Origin of the sequence: Rhizobium sp. Leaf384 (genome assembly GCF_001424065.1) — a bacterium.
In the GTDB taxonomy this organism is placed as follows: Bacteria; Pseudomonadota; Alphaproteobacteria; order Rhizobiales; family Rhizobiaceae; genus Ferranicluibacter.
The window spans coordinates 396,558-410,868 of record NZ_LMQE01000006.1; the positions used below are offsets into that span (position 1 = coordinate 396,558).

The window sequence follows — 14,311 nt, forward strand, 5'->3', positions numbered from 1 at the left end:
GTTGGTTGGAAGCACCTCCGAGCGGGGCTCGTCAGTCTAGAATCTGGTTATTGCTCGTGGCTGATTACACGGGTGGACGGCCGGTCTCGAGAACCGGCGGCCGGTTGGTCTGTCGGCGAGGCGCTGTACGCCAGCCTTGCAAACGGCCGAGGAAGAGATGGCGGGAGCGGCGCGCCATGGCCCAATCCCGCTGAGCCCCGTAGAGGATCATACCAGCAAGCGGGCGCACCAATTCCGGCAGAAAGCGTCTCATCGGGAAAGAATGCCGGCGAAGCACGTAACCAAGTCCGGCACCGTATCGATACATCTTCTGCGCATTGTCGAACGTGCGTCGATCGCCGTGATCTTCGGGATGATGCGCATTGAGCGTTGGGAAATAGCGCCCGGTCGCTCCCGTCTCCAGGCATTTCAGCACCATGTCCTGGATTTCATGTGCCCCCCAGATCGTGCCCGACCCCGGCCCGAGGGCCACATCGAAGCCTCCTACGGCTTCAAAGACACGACGCCGCACGACGACGATCCATTCCATCAGCGTGTCCCATACCGTGTCCCGCGTCAGGGTCACGGCCTCGCTGGCGAAACGCCCCATAATCGTCCGTCCCTCCATGTCCGTCGGGCGGCCGCTATAGATGTCTGCAGGCGCGGCGGCCATCAGGGCGTCCAGAGACCGGAAAAAGTCCGCGGGATACCAGCAGTCATCGTCGGGAAACATCAGCCATGTGCCGCGGGCCTGCCTCGCGCCGCGGTTTCGGGCACGACACACACCCTTTTCTGGCGAGCGGATATGAACGATGTCGAGATCGTCGGAAAAACGCGCCAGAAGGGGCGTCAGTCGCTCATCGCCATTCTGGTCGACGAACAGGACTTCGATGTCCCGGCGCTGTTGGGCCGCGAGAGAGATCAGAAGGCGCTCGATCTCCTCGACGCGACCAAGGGTGGCCACCACGAGGGAGAAGCGGTGATGCAACGATCCTTCCACGTCGAGCGTCCCCCGATGCGCCGGAGCGCGGATATCATGACGTTTGCCCTTTCGGGTTCTCGCTCTCGACATAGCGCGAATTCGCCAATGTCCCCTTAATAGCGGCGCGAAAAGGCCCTCTAACCGTCGCGATGCGTCACGTGCGTCCGCAGGCTTCGGGGCTGCAGGCGCTTCAGCGTCTTGCCGCCCGGATCATTTTCCAGGTGCAGGACACGCTTGAAGAACACATCGTTGGGCTGGACTCGACCAATATTGACGATTGCGGCCTTGGCCGTCTCGACCATGAAGAAGGTGACGACGCGCTGATAGGTGTCTGGATCGAGCGTGTCGAGCACCTCCTCGATAACGATCCAGCGCGGCTTGTGGAGGCCAAGCCGGGCAATGGCGAGCAGGCGCAACTCCGCTTCCGTCGGTTTCACCTGAGATTGCAGCGGTTGATCGAGAGCCGCAACGAAGCGATCGAGCCCAACACGGGTCAACACGGATGCGAGTTGCTCGCGCGGGAAACGGTCCGGCGCTGCAGGATGGATCAAGGTTTCCGCGACGGTTCCCGGTGGAAAATAGGGTGCGCGAGGAATGAACGCCATGCTCTCTGGCGGCGGCAGCGCAAGCCGCCCGCGACCCCAGGGCCAGAGCCCGGTGATCGCACGGAAGAAGGAGCTCTTGTCGACGTCGGTCCTCGCGGTGATCAGCACCCTGTCTCCAGCCATGATCTCGACATGCGTGTCGGCAAGCTTGACGCTGCCAGCAGGCGAGGCCACTGCGAGATCGTCCATGACGATACTGCCAGAGTTTGGCGCGGCATAGACGATCCGCTTGTCGTTCTCGTAGCGCTCGTCGGTCATCAGCATGGCGGAGCGGAAGGCGGAAACCCGCAACAGGGTCGCGCGCCAGTCTGCCACGGCCTGGATGTTGTCGACGAACCATCGCAACGAAGCATGGACCTGGTTGAACGCACCGACGGCCATCATCAGGCCGCCGAAAGACAGGTTTCCCGCAAAGAACACCGGCGCAGCAATGACGATCGGCGCAATGACCGTTACCCATCCATAGCCCGCCGTCACCCAGGTAAGGCGCGTCATGGCGAACATCAGGCCACGGCTGATTTCCAGCACGGAGGCCAGATCGCGCTCGATCCGGCGCTTCTCGTTCGCTTCGCCGCCCGAGAGGGAGACAGCTTCGATATGCTCGTTGACCCGCATGAGCGAAAAGCGGAGCGCCGCCTCGCGTTGATAGTGCTCGCCGTTCAGCTTGACGAGCGGCCGTCCGACCAGCCAGCTCAGCCAGGAAGCGATACCGGCATAAAGAATAGCGGCCCAGACCATGTAGCCGGGAATGGCGATCGAATAGCCTTGGAAACGGAAGACGAACCCGGCCGAGAGGGACCAGAGCACCCCGATGAAGCTGACCAGGAGAATGCCGGACTGGACAAGCCCGATGCCGAGGCCCGCCGTCAGGTCTGTCAGATGCCGTGTATCCTCATGAATGCGCTGATCCGGATTGATGCCGAGCGAACCGGCATTGGCAAGGCGAAAGGCCCGCGTCGGCTTCATCCATTCCGTGATCAGGTCCCGCGTCAGGCCCTCCCGCAACTTGATCTTGATCCATTGTCCCAGCCAGGTCTGGATGACATTGAGGACAAGGATGACCCCCGCGATCTGACCGAAAACGACGAATTGCCCGAGGAATGCCGGAAGGTCGCGTCGTTCCAACGTATCGTAGAACGGCTTGTACCAACGATTGAGAAAGATTTGGCCGATGGCAATCGCAACGATGACGGTGAGAAGACCGGCCGCCAGAAGGAGGATGATGCGTCGCGACGGCGAGGCCATGAATGCCTGCTGCATCATCCGGAGTTGTTGGCCAAGCGACTGCTCTTCCTCGAGTTCCCCTGCAGCTGCACCCGTGGCGCCTTCTGCCACACGTGCTTTGGCGCCCTCTGTCGGCCTGTTGCGAGCGTCCCTGCGATGCGGCATGTCGGCAGCTTTCTTCCAATTACGTCACGCTAAACTATAGCGCAGACCGCAATCTCTCCCACGGGAAAACGACCATGAAGCGGCGACCTTGCCGCTTCCTGACCATTGTCGCTTAAATAAGAACTTGATGTCGTCAGAGATCGCTTTCCGAGCGGGCGCGTCAGGCATCCCGCATGTTGTCTGCCTCCGCAGGGGAACTCGCAGCGTGGGCCGTCCTGAGCTTCATCCCGATTGCGTTGTTATTAGGCGATCCGGTGGGAAGAAACGCAGTTTAGCGCGCAAAGACGGGGTAAAATGCTATGATTTCGACATGGCTCGTCTCTTGCATATGCCTCGTTCTGACAGGGTGTCTTGAAAGATGCACAGTTCAATTGGTACAAGTGCCGCCGACAGACAGACCTGCATTAGCAACGACAGATGGAAATTTGGATGAATTTTGAGCGCCTCTCGATCCCCGACGTGGTCCTGATCAAGCCGAATAAGATCGGCGACGACCGGGGTTACTTCATGGAAACGTTTCGCCAATCCCTGTTCGAGGAGCAGGCAGCCAAAGTCGAATTCCGTCAGGACAATCAGTCGCTCTCAGCAGACGCCGGGACGGTGCGCGGTCTGCATTTCCAGCTCGAACCACGTGCTCAGGGCAAGCTTGTGCGCTGCATTGCCGGCGCCATCTACGACGTTGCGGTCGATATCCGTGTCGGTTCGCCGACCTATGGCCAGTATGTCGGTGCCGAACTGACGGCGCAGAACGGCCACCAGCTGTGGGTCCCCGCCGGCTTTGCCCATGGGTTCTGCACACTGGTCCCGGCCACCGAGGTCAGCTACAAGGTGACCGACTACTACAGCGCAGAGCACGACCGCGGACTTCGCTGGGACGATCCGGCCATCGGCATCGTCTGGCCCGATGTTGCCAAGACGCCCGTTCTCTCGAAGAAGGACACCCTTCAGCCGATGCTTGCCGACCTGAAGGAAAGCTTCATCTACACCGGCGCCAACGCCAACTCGTAAACCAGTCAGGAACCGATCAATATGCGTGTTATTGTTACCGGAGGTGCCGGCTTCATCGGTTCGGCCGTCGTCCGTTATCTTGTCCTTGAAAAGGGCTACGACGTTCTGACGATCGACAAGCTCACCTACGCAGGGACGCTGACCTCTCTCGAGAGCATCAGCAACCAGGCCAACCACAGGTTCCTGCAGGCCGATATCTGCGATCGCAGTGCGATCCAGGAAGCCTTCGACACCTTCCGCCCGGATCGCGTGATGCATCTCGCAGCCGAGAGCCACGTGGACCGCTCGATCACCGGTGCTGCCGACTTCGTCCAGACGAACGTGATCGGCACCTTCACGATGCTCGAGTCCGCCCGGGCCTATTGGAACACGCTGGAAGCAGACGCCAAGGACGCTTTCCGTTTCCTTCACGTCTCCACCGATGAGGTCTACGGGTCGCTCGGCGACGAAGGTCTCTTCACGGAGACGACACCTTACGATCCGAGCTCGCCCTACTCGGCCTCCAAGGCCTCGTCCGACCACCTGGCGAAAGCTTGGCAGCGCACCTACGGCCTGCCGATCGTCGTGTCCAACTGCTCGAACAATTACGGGCCCTACCATTTCCCGGAAAAGCTGATCCCGCTGATCATCCTGAACGCCATGCACGGCAAGAAGCTGCCGGTCTATGGCAGCGGCGCCAATATCCGCGACTGGCTGTATGTGGAGGATCACGCCCGCGCGCTGGATCTGATCGCCGAACGCGGCCAGGTCGGCGAGACCTACAATGTCGGCGGCCGGAACGAGCGGCGCAACATTGACGTCGTGCATCGCGTTTGCGAACTCATGGACACGCTACGTCCGCAGGGCGCGCCGCACGCCAAGCTGATCGAGCACGTCACCGACCGTCCGGGACACGACGCCCGCTATGCGATCGATGCGACGCGCCTGGAAACGGAGTTGGGCTGGAAGGCCCTCGAAAACTTCGACACCGGAATCGAGAAGACCGTGCGCTGGTATCTGGAAAACGAGTGGTGGTGGAAGCCGCTGCGCGATGGCTATGACGGCGGCCGTCTCGGTCTCATCCAGACGCAGACGAAGGCCTCCTGATGGCCCTGACCTATCTCGTTACCGGCAAGGAAGGGCAGGTCGTCCGCTCGATCATCGAGCGGGCCGCCGATCGTCCCGATATCGCCATCGTCACGTTCGGACGGCCGGAGGTAGACTTCGGTGCCCCCGAGACCCTCGGCGCCGCGATTGCCGCCATCCGACCGGACATCATCATCTCCGCGGCCGCCTATACGGCCGTGGACCAGGCAGAGACCGAGGAAGACCTGGCGACAAAGGTCAATGGCGAGGCTCCAGGCGCGCTGGCACGGGCGGCCGCCGGCCTTGACATTCCGATCGTTCACATCTCGACCGATTATGTCTTTGATGGCACCAAGACAGGCGCCTATGTCGAGACGGATCCAGTCGCGCCGATCGGCGCCTATGGCCGCTCGAAGCTCGCCGGCGAAAAGGCTGTTGCGTCTGCAACGCCGAACCACGCCATTCTGCGCACCGCGTGGGTTCACAGCCCCTATGGCAAAAACTTCGTGAAGACGATGCTGCGTCTGGCGGTCGACCGCGACGAACTGAACGTGGTTGCCGACCAGGTCGGTTGCCCGACATCTGCACTCGATATCGCGGACGCCGTGCTCAAGGTCGCCGACAACCTACTGAAGAGCAAGGATGCAGCCCTGCGCGGCACGTTCCACCTGACCAATGCCGGTCAGGCCAACTGGGCGGAGTTCGCAACCGAAATCTTCCGCCTATCGGCGGAACGCGATGGCCCATCCGCGACGGTCAATCCCATCCCGTCCAGCGCCTATCCGACGCCGGCGAAACGTCCTGCCAATTCACAGCTCGACGGCACCAAGCTGTCATCCATCCATGGCGTCGTCCTTCAGGATTGGCGCCCGGCAACCGAAATCGTCGTCGCCCGCATCCTCGAGGCATGATTTTATCAGGAGTAATTCGATGAAGGGTATCATTCTCGCCGGCGGCAGCGGCACGCGACTGCATCCGATGACGCTCGTCACATCCAAGCAGCTGATGCCGGTCTACGACAAGCCGATGATCTACTATCCGCTGTCCACGCTGATGCTGGCCGGCATCAGGGACATCCTGATCATCTCGACACCCGTCGACCTGCCGAACTTCCAGCGCCTTCTGGGCGACGGCAGCGCCTGGGGCATCAACCTGACCTATGCCGAACAACCGTCTCCCGACGGTCTCGCGCAGGCCTACATCATCGGCGCGGATTTCGTCGGGTCCGATCCATCCTGCCTCATCCTCGGCGACAACATCTTCTACGGTCACGGTATCACCGACCTTTTCGCCCGCGCCAGCGCGCGTACCAAGGGGGCCACCGTCTTCGCCTATCACGTCGCCGACCCGGAACGCTATGGCGTGGTCGAGTTCGACAAGGGCATGAAGGCGCTCTCGATCGAAGAGAAGCCCGAGGCGGCGAAGTCCAACTGGGCCGTCACCGGCCTCTATTTCTATGACAGCGACGTCATCGACATCGCCGCCAATCTCAAGCCTTCGCCGCGCGGCGAGCTGGAGATCACCGACGTCAACAAGGCGTATCTCGAACGCGGTGACCTGAACGTTGAACTCATGGGCCGCGGCTATGCATGGCTCGATACGGGAACGCCCGACAGCCTGCTGGATGCCGGTGACTTCGTCGCGACGCTGGAACGTCGCCAAGGGTTCAAGATCGCCTGCCCGGAAGAAATTGCCTATCTCAGCGGCTTCATCGATGCCAACCAGCTGGAAGTTCTTGGCAAGAAGCTCGGCAAGAGCACCTATGGCAAGTATCTCCTGTCGCGCCTGAAGGACGGCAGGATCTGAGGGCTACGCCCCAGCCTTGCCGGCGATAACGCCGGATCATACGAAAAAGGCGCAGGCTGAACGGCCTGCGCCTTTTTAAGTTTTTGGCTCAACGGCCTCTTAACGCGCGTTGGTGCCCCGAAGGATCTCGAACAGGAACCAGACCCGCTTCTCCCCTTCATCGATCCAGTTTTCCAGCAGACTTGCCGTTGCAACATCACCATGTTCGTCACAGGTATCGTGCAGCTCCCGCATGCTCTGGACCAAGGCGCCATTGTCGTCGCGCAATTCGGCCAGCATCTCGTGCGGATGAACGAAATCGGCGTCGTTGTCCTTGATGCGCTGCTGGCGGGAGATATCGCCGATCGACTTCAGGGTCGAGCCACCCAATTTGCGGACGCGTTCAGCCAGAGGGTCGGTCATCGCCAGCAGTTCCGCACCGTGGTCGTCGAGCAGCAGATGATAGTCCCGGAAATTTGCGCCGGACATGTGCCAGTGAAAGTTTTTCGTCTTGAGATACAGGGCAAAGACATCGGCAAGCAGGGCCGAAGCACCGCCCGAGATATCTTTCACGCCCTCCTGCGAAAGGCCCGTTGGGGTTTTCAGGTCAGCCTTGCGGCGCGATTTTACGGACTGGTCCATTTGTCCTGTTCCTTGTCTGTGTATTGAGAGGATCTGAGCTTGGTCCATCGAGATGTCCTGTCGATCGACCGATGTCAGGGATCGGCAGATGTGATCCTTTTCGACGGCACGGCGCAGTGCTCGGGACATGACAGCCTTCACACTCTGCCAAGGCGCGCTGGCTGAGGTCGGTAAGACGCTCACGCGGTAACAGATTTCCGCTGCAAAAGTTCCCAGGCGCGAGAGGAATCTTTGTTCTGGTTTTTTGCGGTCTGGCACGCTGCCGCCGCAGCCGAAAGGTTCATGCTTCAACTTCCGAACAGCAACATGGAGGAGGCGTCGAAAGAGATCATTTGACTTTCGCGCCAAAACAGAACATACAGAGAACAAATCAGGAGATGATCGAGATGGCAACAGCAGAGAAGTTCATCGTCATGCCCTTCAAGAAGGTTCGCGGCGGCGTCGCTCCCGGCGAAATGCGACAGGCATCGAACGCTGTCAGTGCGGAGAAGATCGCCACCTCCATGTCCGCGCGCTTCCCCGGCGTAGCGGCCTATGCGGTCAAGGTGGACGAAGAATCGGGGGATATGAGCGAGCCCCGTTTGATCATCCAGTTCGGCGAGGTTGCCGATCTTGCAGCAGCATGAGGTATGCGATGGATAAGCAGATCGAATTGCGGGAAAGTGTGCGGATTCTGATTGCGCAAGGCGAAGCTGCCCGTCAGCGTGCAGAAGCCCACCGCGAACAAACCCGTATCAAGGTCGCCGCCATGGCCTCTCGTCCCGGCGAGAAATATCTGGCCGCAATGCGCCAGGCCAAGGCGGCAACCAGCCATTAAGCTCTCACTCTGACGTAGCGGACGGCTTTCCCGTGTCATCTGCGGGAACTTACCGCGTGTCCCACGGTTCGGCGGCTCTTTATTCGAGAAGGAGCACGGCATGGCCGACACCGATATCCGTACAATTTTCGTCACGGGCCTTAAGAATGCCCATGCGATGGAGAACCAGGCGCTCTCCATCATGAAACCCCAGGTCTCCCGGATCGAAAACTATCCTCAGGTCGCCGATCGGCTTCAACAGCACATCCGCGAAACGGAAGGTCAGATCACTCGGATCGAGACCCTTCTCGACGAGCTTGCCGAAAGCCATTCGGCTCTGAAAGACATGGCGCTTTCCTTCACGGGCGCGATGGCAGCTCTTGGCCATTCGGTTGCCGGCGACGAGATCCTGAAGAATTCCTTTGCCAACTTTGCCTTCGAGAATTTTGAGATTGCAGCCTACAAGTCGCTCATTACGGTAGCGGAGCTTGGCGGCTTCCCCAATGCGGTCCCGGCATTGCGCAGCAATCTTGACGAAGAAATTGCGATGGCTGGCTGGCTCGATGCCAATCTGCGCGAGGTCACCGTCACCTTCGCCTCTCTGAAAGAGTCCGGGCAATCCGCAAAGATCTGATCGCGACCAACGGGAAAGGGCCTGCCGACGCGCGAACACGCGGTTTGCGCAGGCTCTGTCCTTGCGACGGAAATACAGCGGACACGTTGGCACGAAACAGCGGAACACCGTTTGCCATCCGGCGGGACCGCCTTAGGTCTCCTTCACACCCTACCAGGTCCACCGCGAGAGGCAGCGACATCCCATGAAGCCCGAGACCATCGACGAACTCGCACGCCAGTACGGTATCGGCGAGACGCGACCGAGCCCCGAAAAGAAGGACGTCGCCGTCTCGACCGAGACCAAAATCAAGATCCTCGCTGCACTGAACGTCGACATCGATGCTCTCGGGCAACCGGAGGTATCCCCACCCACGCAAACGTCGACAACACCAAAGAACCTCCCTGCGTCCTATCTACCCGCTTTCCTGGAGAGCACGCGCGTCTGGGGGATCACCCTGGAACCCTACAGCCTGCGTTCGTCGCGAAACTGGGGCATTGGGGACTTTCAGGACCTCTGTGATATCGCGGCCATCTTCGGACCGCTTGGCGCCGACTTTATCGGACTGACCCCGCTCCACGCGCCATTCCTCGCCGATCCCGAACGCTGCAGCCCCTATGAACCCTCCAGCCGTCAGCGACTCAATCCTCTCTATATCGCCGTTGACCAGGTTCCGGGCTATAAAGCCGATCCCGACATCGAGCGCATGGCAGCGGGCCTTAGGGACAAGGCCCACGTCGACTATGCCGGCGTCTGCCGCCTGAAACTGGAGGCCTTACGCAAGATCTGGGCCGATTGGACGCCGGACAGGAACGGGCAGGCAAAAGCGGAGGACTTCGAGACGTTCGTCGAGCGGGAGGGGGCCCCGCTCCGCCTTCATGCCCTTTTCGAGGCCTTGTCGTTCACCATGGCGGATCGTGGCATCGGCGCCGGATGGCATTCCTGGCCCGACAGCTACAAGAACCCCGAAAACCCTGATGTTGTCGCCTTCGCAGACACGCATGAGCACGAGATCCGCTTTCATATGTGGCTGCAATGGCTGGCACATTGCCAGCTTCATGTGGCGGCAAAAGCCGCCGAAGCCGCAGGCATGCGGGTCGGTCTGTATCTCGATCTCGCTGTTGGCGAAGCGCTTGATGGGTCGGCCACCTGGGGCGAGCGTGACCTCTACATCTCGACCGCCACCGTCGGAAGCCCACCAGATCCCTTCGCTGCGGATGGACAGGATTGGCGCCTCGCCGCATTCCAGCCTGCCGCCATGACCCAAGGCGATCCGTCGCCCTACCAACGCATGGTCGTCGCGGCCATGCGTTATGCAGGCGCCATTCGCATCGATCACGCCGCAGCGCTCCGCCGTCTGTTTCTGGTTCCGGTTGATCTCAAGCCGGATGGCGGAGCCTATGTCACCTATCCGGAGCGGGACCTTCTCGACATTCTGGCGAAGCAATCCCGCCGTCACGCGTGTCTCGTCATCGGCGAGGATCTCGGCGTGCTTCCAGACGGGCTGCAGGATGATCTCGCCGAAGCACGCATCCTCTCCTACCGCATTCTCTCCTATGAGCGCACGGAAGATGGCTTCAAACCGGCGGAGGCGTATCCAGCGCTGTCACTTGCCTGCATCTCCACCCATGATCACCAGACAATGGCGGGCTGGTGGCGCGGCGCCGATATTGCCACCCGTGCCGATCATGGCATCTTGTCGGCGGATATCACCCAGGCGCATCATGAAGAGCGGAAAGAAGAGCGCAAAGACCTCGTTCGCGCGCTGGACGAAGCCGGCATCGAGCAGCCGGCGCGCTTGCCATCGGATGCGGCACCCGATCAGGCCCTGACAGGACTTGTGGTCGATGCCCACCGTTTCATTGCCAGGACCGGATCGGCACTGGCAGCGGTGCGCCTTGCCGACATGACCGGCGAGAAGAAACCGACGAATGTTCCGGGAACGAGCGACAGCTATCCGAACTGGAAGCCCAAGCTGTCCGTCGCACTCGAAGCCCTGTCCCAGGCGCCCCTTCTTGTCGCGATTTCGGCCGTCATGCAGGAGGAACGTCCGCGCTCCTAGCGTCCGTTCGGCATAGGAAAGGCGCTGCGTTTCGCCATGTTCGGCAAGACGACGTGGAACAAGCTTAGGGCTTGCAAGGTTCTCGATGAAACAACGCGAGACAGCCCATGAATGTTCATTCGCTTGCCGAAGCACGCACATCTGTCGTCACCCCGCCGCGGATCTACTACGTCCACCCCCTGCATATGCGCGGGGCGGAGGCGTGGGACGCGGTCTTTGCCCATGCGGCAGACCTCGGTTTTGACACCGTTCTTTCGGCTCCTCTCTTCCAAAAGGGCGAAGCGACAAGCGTTTTCATGACCGCAAGCTACGAAGCTCTGAACCCGGAGCTCGGATTCGGCAACAGCGTCGCTGACGGTGTGTCCACTCTGGTCAAAGCGGCACGACGACATGGTCTGTCCCTGATGTTGGATATTGTCGTCGGGCACGACGCGGAACCGCATCCGGCACCCGGCGCCCCGGTCGATCCGCGCATCTCGCCAACCGTCTTCGGCGGCCGTCTGACGGGCACACAGGATGAGCATACGGAAGCGGCGCTGGTTGCGACATGGACGGATCGTCTTCTGGCGCTCGCCGAAGCTGGGATCGAGGGTTTCCGCTGCGTCGGAATAGCAGCCCTGTCGAAAGAAGCGTGGGCACAGCTTATCGCGAATGTCCATCAGCGCCAGTCGCAGGTCCGCTTTCTTGCCTGGACGCCGGGAACGTCGTTTGGGGACCGCAAGGGCCTCTCCGAAGCAGGTTTCGAAGGCGTTTTCTCGTCGCTGGCATGGTGGAACCTGCAGGATCGCTGGCTTCTCGACGAATACGAGTTGCAGCGCGACTTCGCCTATCAGATCGCCTTTCCGGAAGCCCCGTTCGCCAAGCGTATCGCACATGGTACGGAAAGCAGCGAGGTCCTGAAACGTCGGGCGATACGAACGCTTGCGCTCTCTGCCACCGTCGGCCGCGGCATCCTCATCCCCATGGGCTTTGAGTTCGGGGCAGCCACGCCCCTCGACCCGATGCATGGCCACGGGAGCGGCCTTCATGGCATGAAAGCCCAGGGCGCTTTCGACATGTCCTCCCATATTCGTGCCATCAACGAGGAACTGGCGGCGTCGACATTGTCGCGCACCACGCCAATGACGCTCATTTCCGGCAGCGCCACCCCTGTGAGTGCCCTCGTGCAAGGGGACCACGCAGACCTCCGCCAAGCGGAGAAGGTGCGCGTGATCGTCTGCAATCGCGATCTCCGTCGCAGCGCCACCGTTCCCTTCCATGCAATCCGGGAGGCGGCGTCCGCCTTTTTGCCGCTTTGCGACGTGGCGCGACCCGAACGCGCGCTCGATGCCGACATGCGGCTCGCGCCCGGCGAGCTCCGCATCTTCGAAGGCTCCGTGTCAAACCCGATTCTGATGCCGGGCGCCGCAATGGACGCGCGGGCGGCGGCAGCGACGGCGCGGCTGGCGATCGAAAAGGTTGTCCCCGCGGTCGACGAAGGCCGCTTCCCGGTGAAGCGCGTCGTCGGCGATATCGTGAAAGTGGAAGCCGACATCTTTGGCGACGGCCACGATCCCTTGGCAGCCGTTCTTCTCTGGCGTCCGGTCGACACGCAGGAGTGGACCGAAGTCCCGATGCAGTTCGTGGTCAACGACCGCTGGAAGGCGGAATTTACGCTGAAGCGGATGGGTCGGCACGAATATGTCCTGGAAGCCTGGCGCAATCCCTATGCAATCTTCCGCTACGAGCTCGGCAAGAAGCACGAGGTCAACCTCGATCTGACGCTCGAGATCCAGGAAGGCATCAACCTGATCAAGGCAGCGGCCGAAAACGGGCCGCAGCGGGTCCAACCGGAATTGAAAACGCTTCTGGCGACGCTTGCCGGAAGCGATGCTGAACAGAAGACACAGCTGCTGCTGTCGCCGGAGACCTTCGCGCTTCTGGCACGCGCCGATCGGCGGCCCTTCAGCGTTCGTTCCGCCGTTATCCCGGTGGACGCCGAACGCAAGGCTGCAGGCTTTGCCAGCTGGTTCCAGGTGTTTCCACGCTCGCAGAGCGGTGATGCCAATCGTCACGGCACGTTCGACGACGTCATCGGCCGGCTTCCCGCCATCCGCGACATGGGTTTCGACGTTCTCTATTTTCCGCCCATCCACCCGATCGGCACGACGAACCGCAAGGGTCGCAACAACACCCTGACACCCGGCCCGAACGATCCCGGAAGCCCCTACGCCATCGGATCCCCGGAGGGTGGCCATGACGCCATTCACCCGGAACTCGGCACTTTCGAGGATTTTCGGCGGCTTGTTTCGGCTGCGGCCGATCACGGCCTCGAAATCGCGCTCGACCTGGCGATCCAGGCCTCGCCGGACCATCCTTGGCTGAAGGGCCACCCCGGCTGGTTCGACTGGCGACCCGACGGCACCATCCGCTACGCCGAAAATCCTCCGAAGAAGTACGAGGATATCGTCAACGTCGATTTCTACGCGAAGGACGCGGTCCCTGCGCTATGGGAGACGTTGCGCGACGTGGTTCAGGTGTGGGTCGACCAGGGCGTCAAGCTCTTCCGCGTCGACAACCCCCACACGAAGCCGTTTCCGTTCTGGGAGTGGATGATCGCCGACATTCGCGGACGCCATCCGGACGTCGTTTTCCTTTCGGAAGCCTTTACCAAGCCCAAGGTCATGTACCGGCTGGCCAAGGTCGGTTTCTCGCAATCCTACACCTACTTCACCTGGCGAAACGCGAAGTGGGAACTCGAAGAATACATGCGGGAGATCACGACCGAGGCGCCGAAGGACTTCTTCCGTCCCCACTTCTTCGTCAACACGCACGATATCAACCCGGACTTCCTGCAGAACGCACCGCGTTCGGCCTATCTCATCCGCGCGGCGCTTGCCGCAACGCTGTCCGGTCTCTGGGGTGTGTATAACGGTTTCGAGCTCTGTGAAGGCCGGCCGGACGCCAAGCGCAAGGAATATGCCGACAGCGAGAAATACGAGATCCGCGCGTGGGATTATGACCGTCCGGGCCATATCAAGAACGAAATTGCCCTTCTGAACCGCATCCGCCGCGAAAACACGGCCTTGCACTCGCATCTTGGCCTGACGCTCCTGCCAGCTTTGAACGACAATATCCTGTTCTTCGAGAAAGCCAGCGCAGGCAGGGAAAACGTCCTTCTCGTCGCCATCAGCCTCGATCCCCACAATGTGCAGGAAGCCGATTGCGAGGTTCCCCTCTGGTCATGGAACCTTCCGGACAACGGATCGCTTCCCATGGAAGACGTCATCGCCAACCGGGCGTTCACCTGGACCGGCAAGATACAACGCATCCGTCTCGACCCCTCCATGCCGTTCGGCATTTGGCGCGTCCGATAGGGAGGAACGGCTATGGATATGCTGACAGA

General features: G+C 61.0%; 12 protein-coding genes. 9 read left to right on the forward strand and 3 right to left on the reverse strand.

Going from position 1 to position 14,311, the window contains the following annotated elements:
• Positions 1-64 precede the first annotated feature (64 nt).
• Together ASG25_RS15410 and ASG25_RS15415 are read right to left on the reverse strand one after the other, a co-directional pair.
• The gene (locus ASG25_RS15410) at positions 65-979 is read right to left on the reverse strand and encodes a glycosyltransferase family A protein (RefSeq protein WP_162242198.1); all 915 of its coding nucleotides are present in this window, start codon (positions 977-979) and stop codon (positions 65-67) included.
• 119 nt (positions 980-1,098) lie between these two features.
• Positions 1,099-2,955 carry an ABC transporter ATP-binding protein/permease gene (locus ASG25_RS15415; RefSeq protein ID WP_062475533.1) on the reverse strand — a complete coding sequence of 619 codons (1,857 nt, stop codon included), beginning with the start codon at positions 2,953-2,955 and terminating at the stop codon, positions 1,099-1,101.
• Positions 2,956-3,384: 429 nt separating this feature from the next.
• Here ASG25_RS15415 and rfbC point away from each other — a divergent pair, with 429 nt between their 5' ends.
• The 4 genes from rfbC to rfbA are packed head-to-tail and all read left to right on the forward strand — an operon-like array spanning position 3,385 to position 6,834.
• Positions 3,385-3,963: a dTDP-4-dehydrorhamnose 3,5-epimerase gene (rfbC, locus tag ASG25_RS15420; RefSeq protein WP_062475538.1), complete on the forward strand. Its 579-nt coding sequence runs from the start codon at positions 3,385-3,387 to the stop codon at positions 3,961-3,963.
• 21 nt (positions 3,964-3,984) lie between these two features.
• Positions 3,985-5,049, forward strand: coding sequence for a dTDP-glucose 4,6-dehydratase (gene rfbB, locus ASG25_RS15425; protein ID WP_062475541.1), 1,065 nt, complete (start codon positions 3,985-3,987; stop codon positions 5,047-5,049).
• A gap of 5 nt (positions 5,050-5,054) precedes the next feature.
• Entirely contained in the window at positions 5,055-5,939 is an 885-nt protein-coding gene (gene rfbD, locus ASG25_RS15430) for a dTDP-4-dehydrorhamnose reductase (RefSeq protein ID WP_156379874.1), read from the forward strand.
• A gap of 19 nt (positions 5,940-5,958) precedes the next feature.
• Entirely contained in the window at positions 5,959-6,834 is an 876-nt protein-coding gene (gene rfbA, locus ASG25_RS15435) for a glucose-1-phosphate thymidylyltransferase RfbA (protein WP_062475547.1), read from the forward strand.
• Positions 6,835-6,933: 99 nt separating this feature from the next.
• Here rfbA and ASG25_RS15440 read toward each other — a convergent pair whose 3' ends face one another.
• Positions 6,934-7,455 (reverse strand): DNA starvation/stationary phase protection protein, encoded by a 522-nt coding sequence (locus tag ASG25_RS15440; RefSeq protein ID WP_062475550.1) that lies wholly within the window; start codon positions 7,453-7,455, stop codon positions 6,934-6,936.
• Positions 7,456-7,841: 386 nt separating this feature from the next.
• On the opposite strand from ASG25_RS15440, the gene ASG25_RS15445 reads away from it, so the two are divergent.
• The 5 genes from ASG25_RS15445 to ASG25_RS15465 all read left to right on the forward strand — a co-directional run bounded on the left by ASG25_RS15445 (position 7,842) and on the right by ASG25_RS15465 (position 14,282).
• Complete coding sequence (locus ASG25_RS15445) at positions 7,842-8,081, forward strand: hypothetical protein (protein ID WP_062475554.1); 240 nt, start codon at positions 7,842-7,844, stop codon at positions 8,079-8,081.
• 8 nt (positions 8,082-8,089) lie between these two features.
• Positions 8,090-8,272 (forward strand): hypothetical protein, encoded by a 183-nt coding sequence (locus ASG25_RS15450; protein WP_062475557.1) that lies wholly within the window; start codon positions 8,090-8,092, stop codon positions 8,270-8,272.
• A 100-nt stretch (positions 8,273-8,372) separates the two neighbouring features.
• Positions 8,373-8,885 carry a ferritin-like domain-containing protein gene (locus ASG25_RS15455; protein WP_062475560.1) on the forward strand — a complete coding sequence of 171 codons (513 nt, stop codon included), beginning with the start codon at positions 8,373-8,375 and terminating at the stop codon, positions 8,883-8,885.
• A gap of 184 nt (positions 8,886-9,069) precedes the next feature.
• Positions 9,070-10,926: a 4-alpha-glucanotransferase gene (gene malQ, locus ASG25_RS15460; protein WP_062475562.1), complete on the forward strand. Its 1,857-nt coding sequence runs from the start codon at positions 9,070-9,072 to the stop codon at positions 10,924-10,926.
• 107 nt (positions 10,927-11,033) lie between these two features.
• Positions 11,034-14,282, forward strand: a complete 3,249-nt coding sequence (locus tag ASG25_RS15465) for a maltotransferase domain-containing protein (RefSeq protein WP_062475565.1) — start codon at positions 11,034-11,036, stop codon at positions 14,280-14,282.
• Positions 14,283-14,311: the final 29 nt, after the last annotated feature.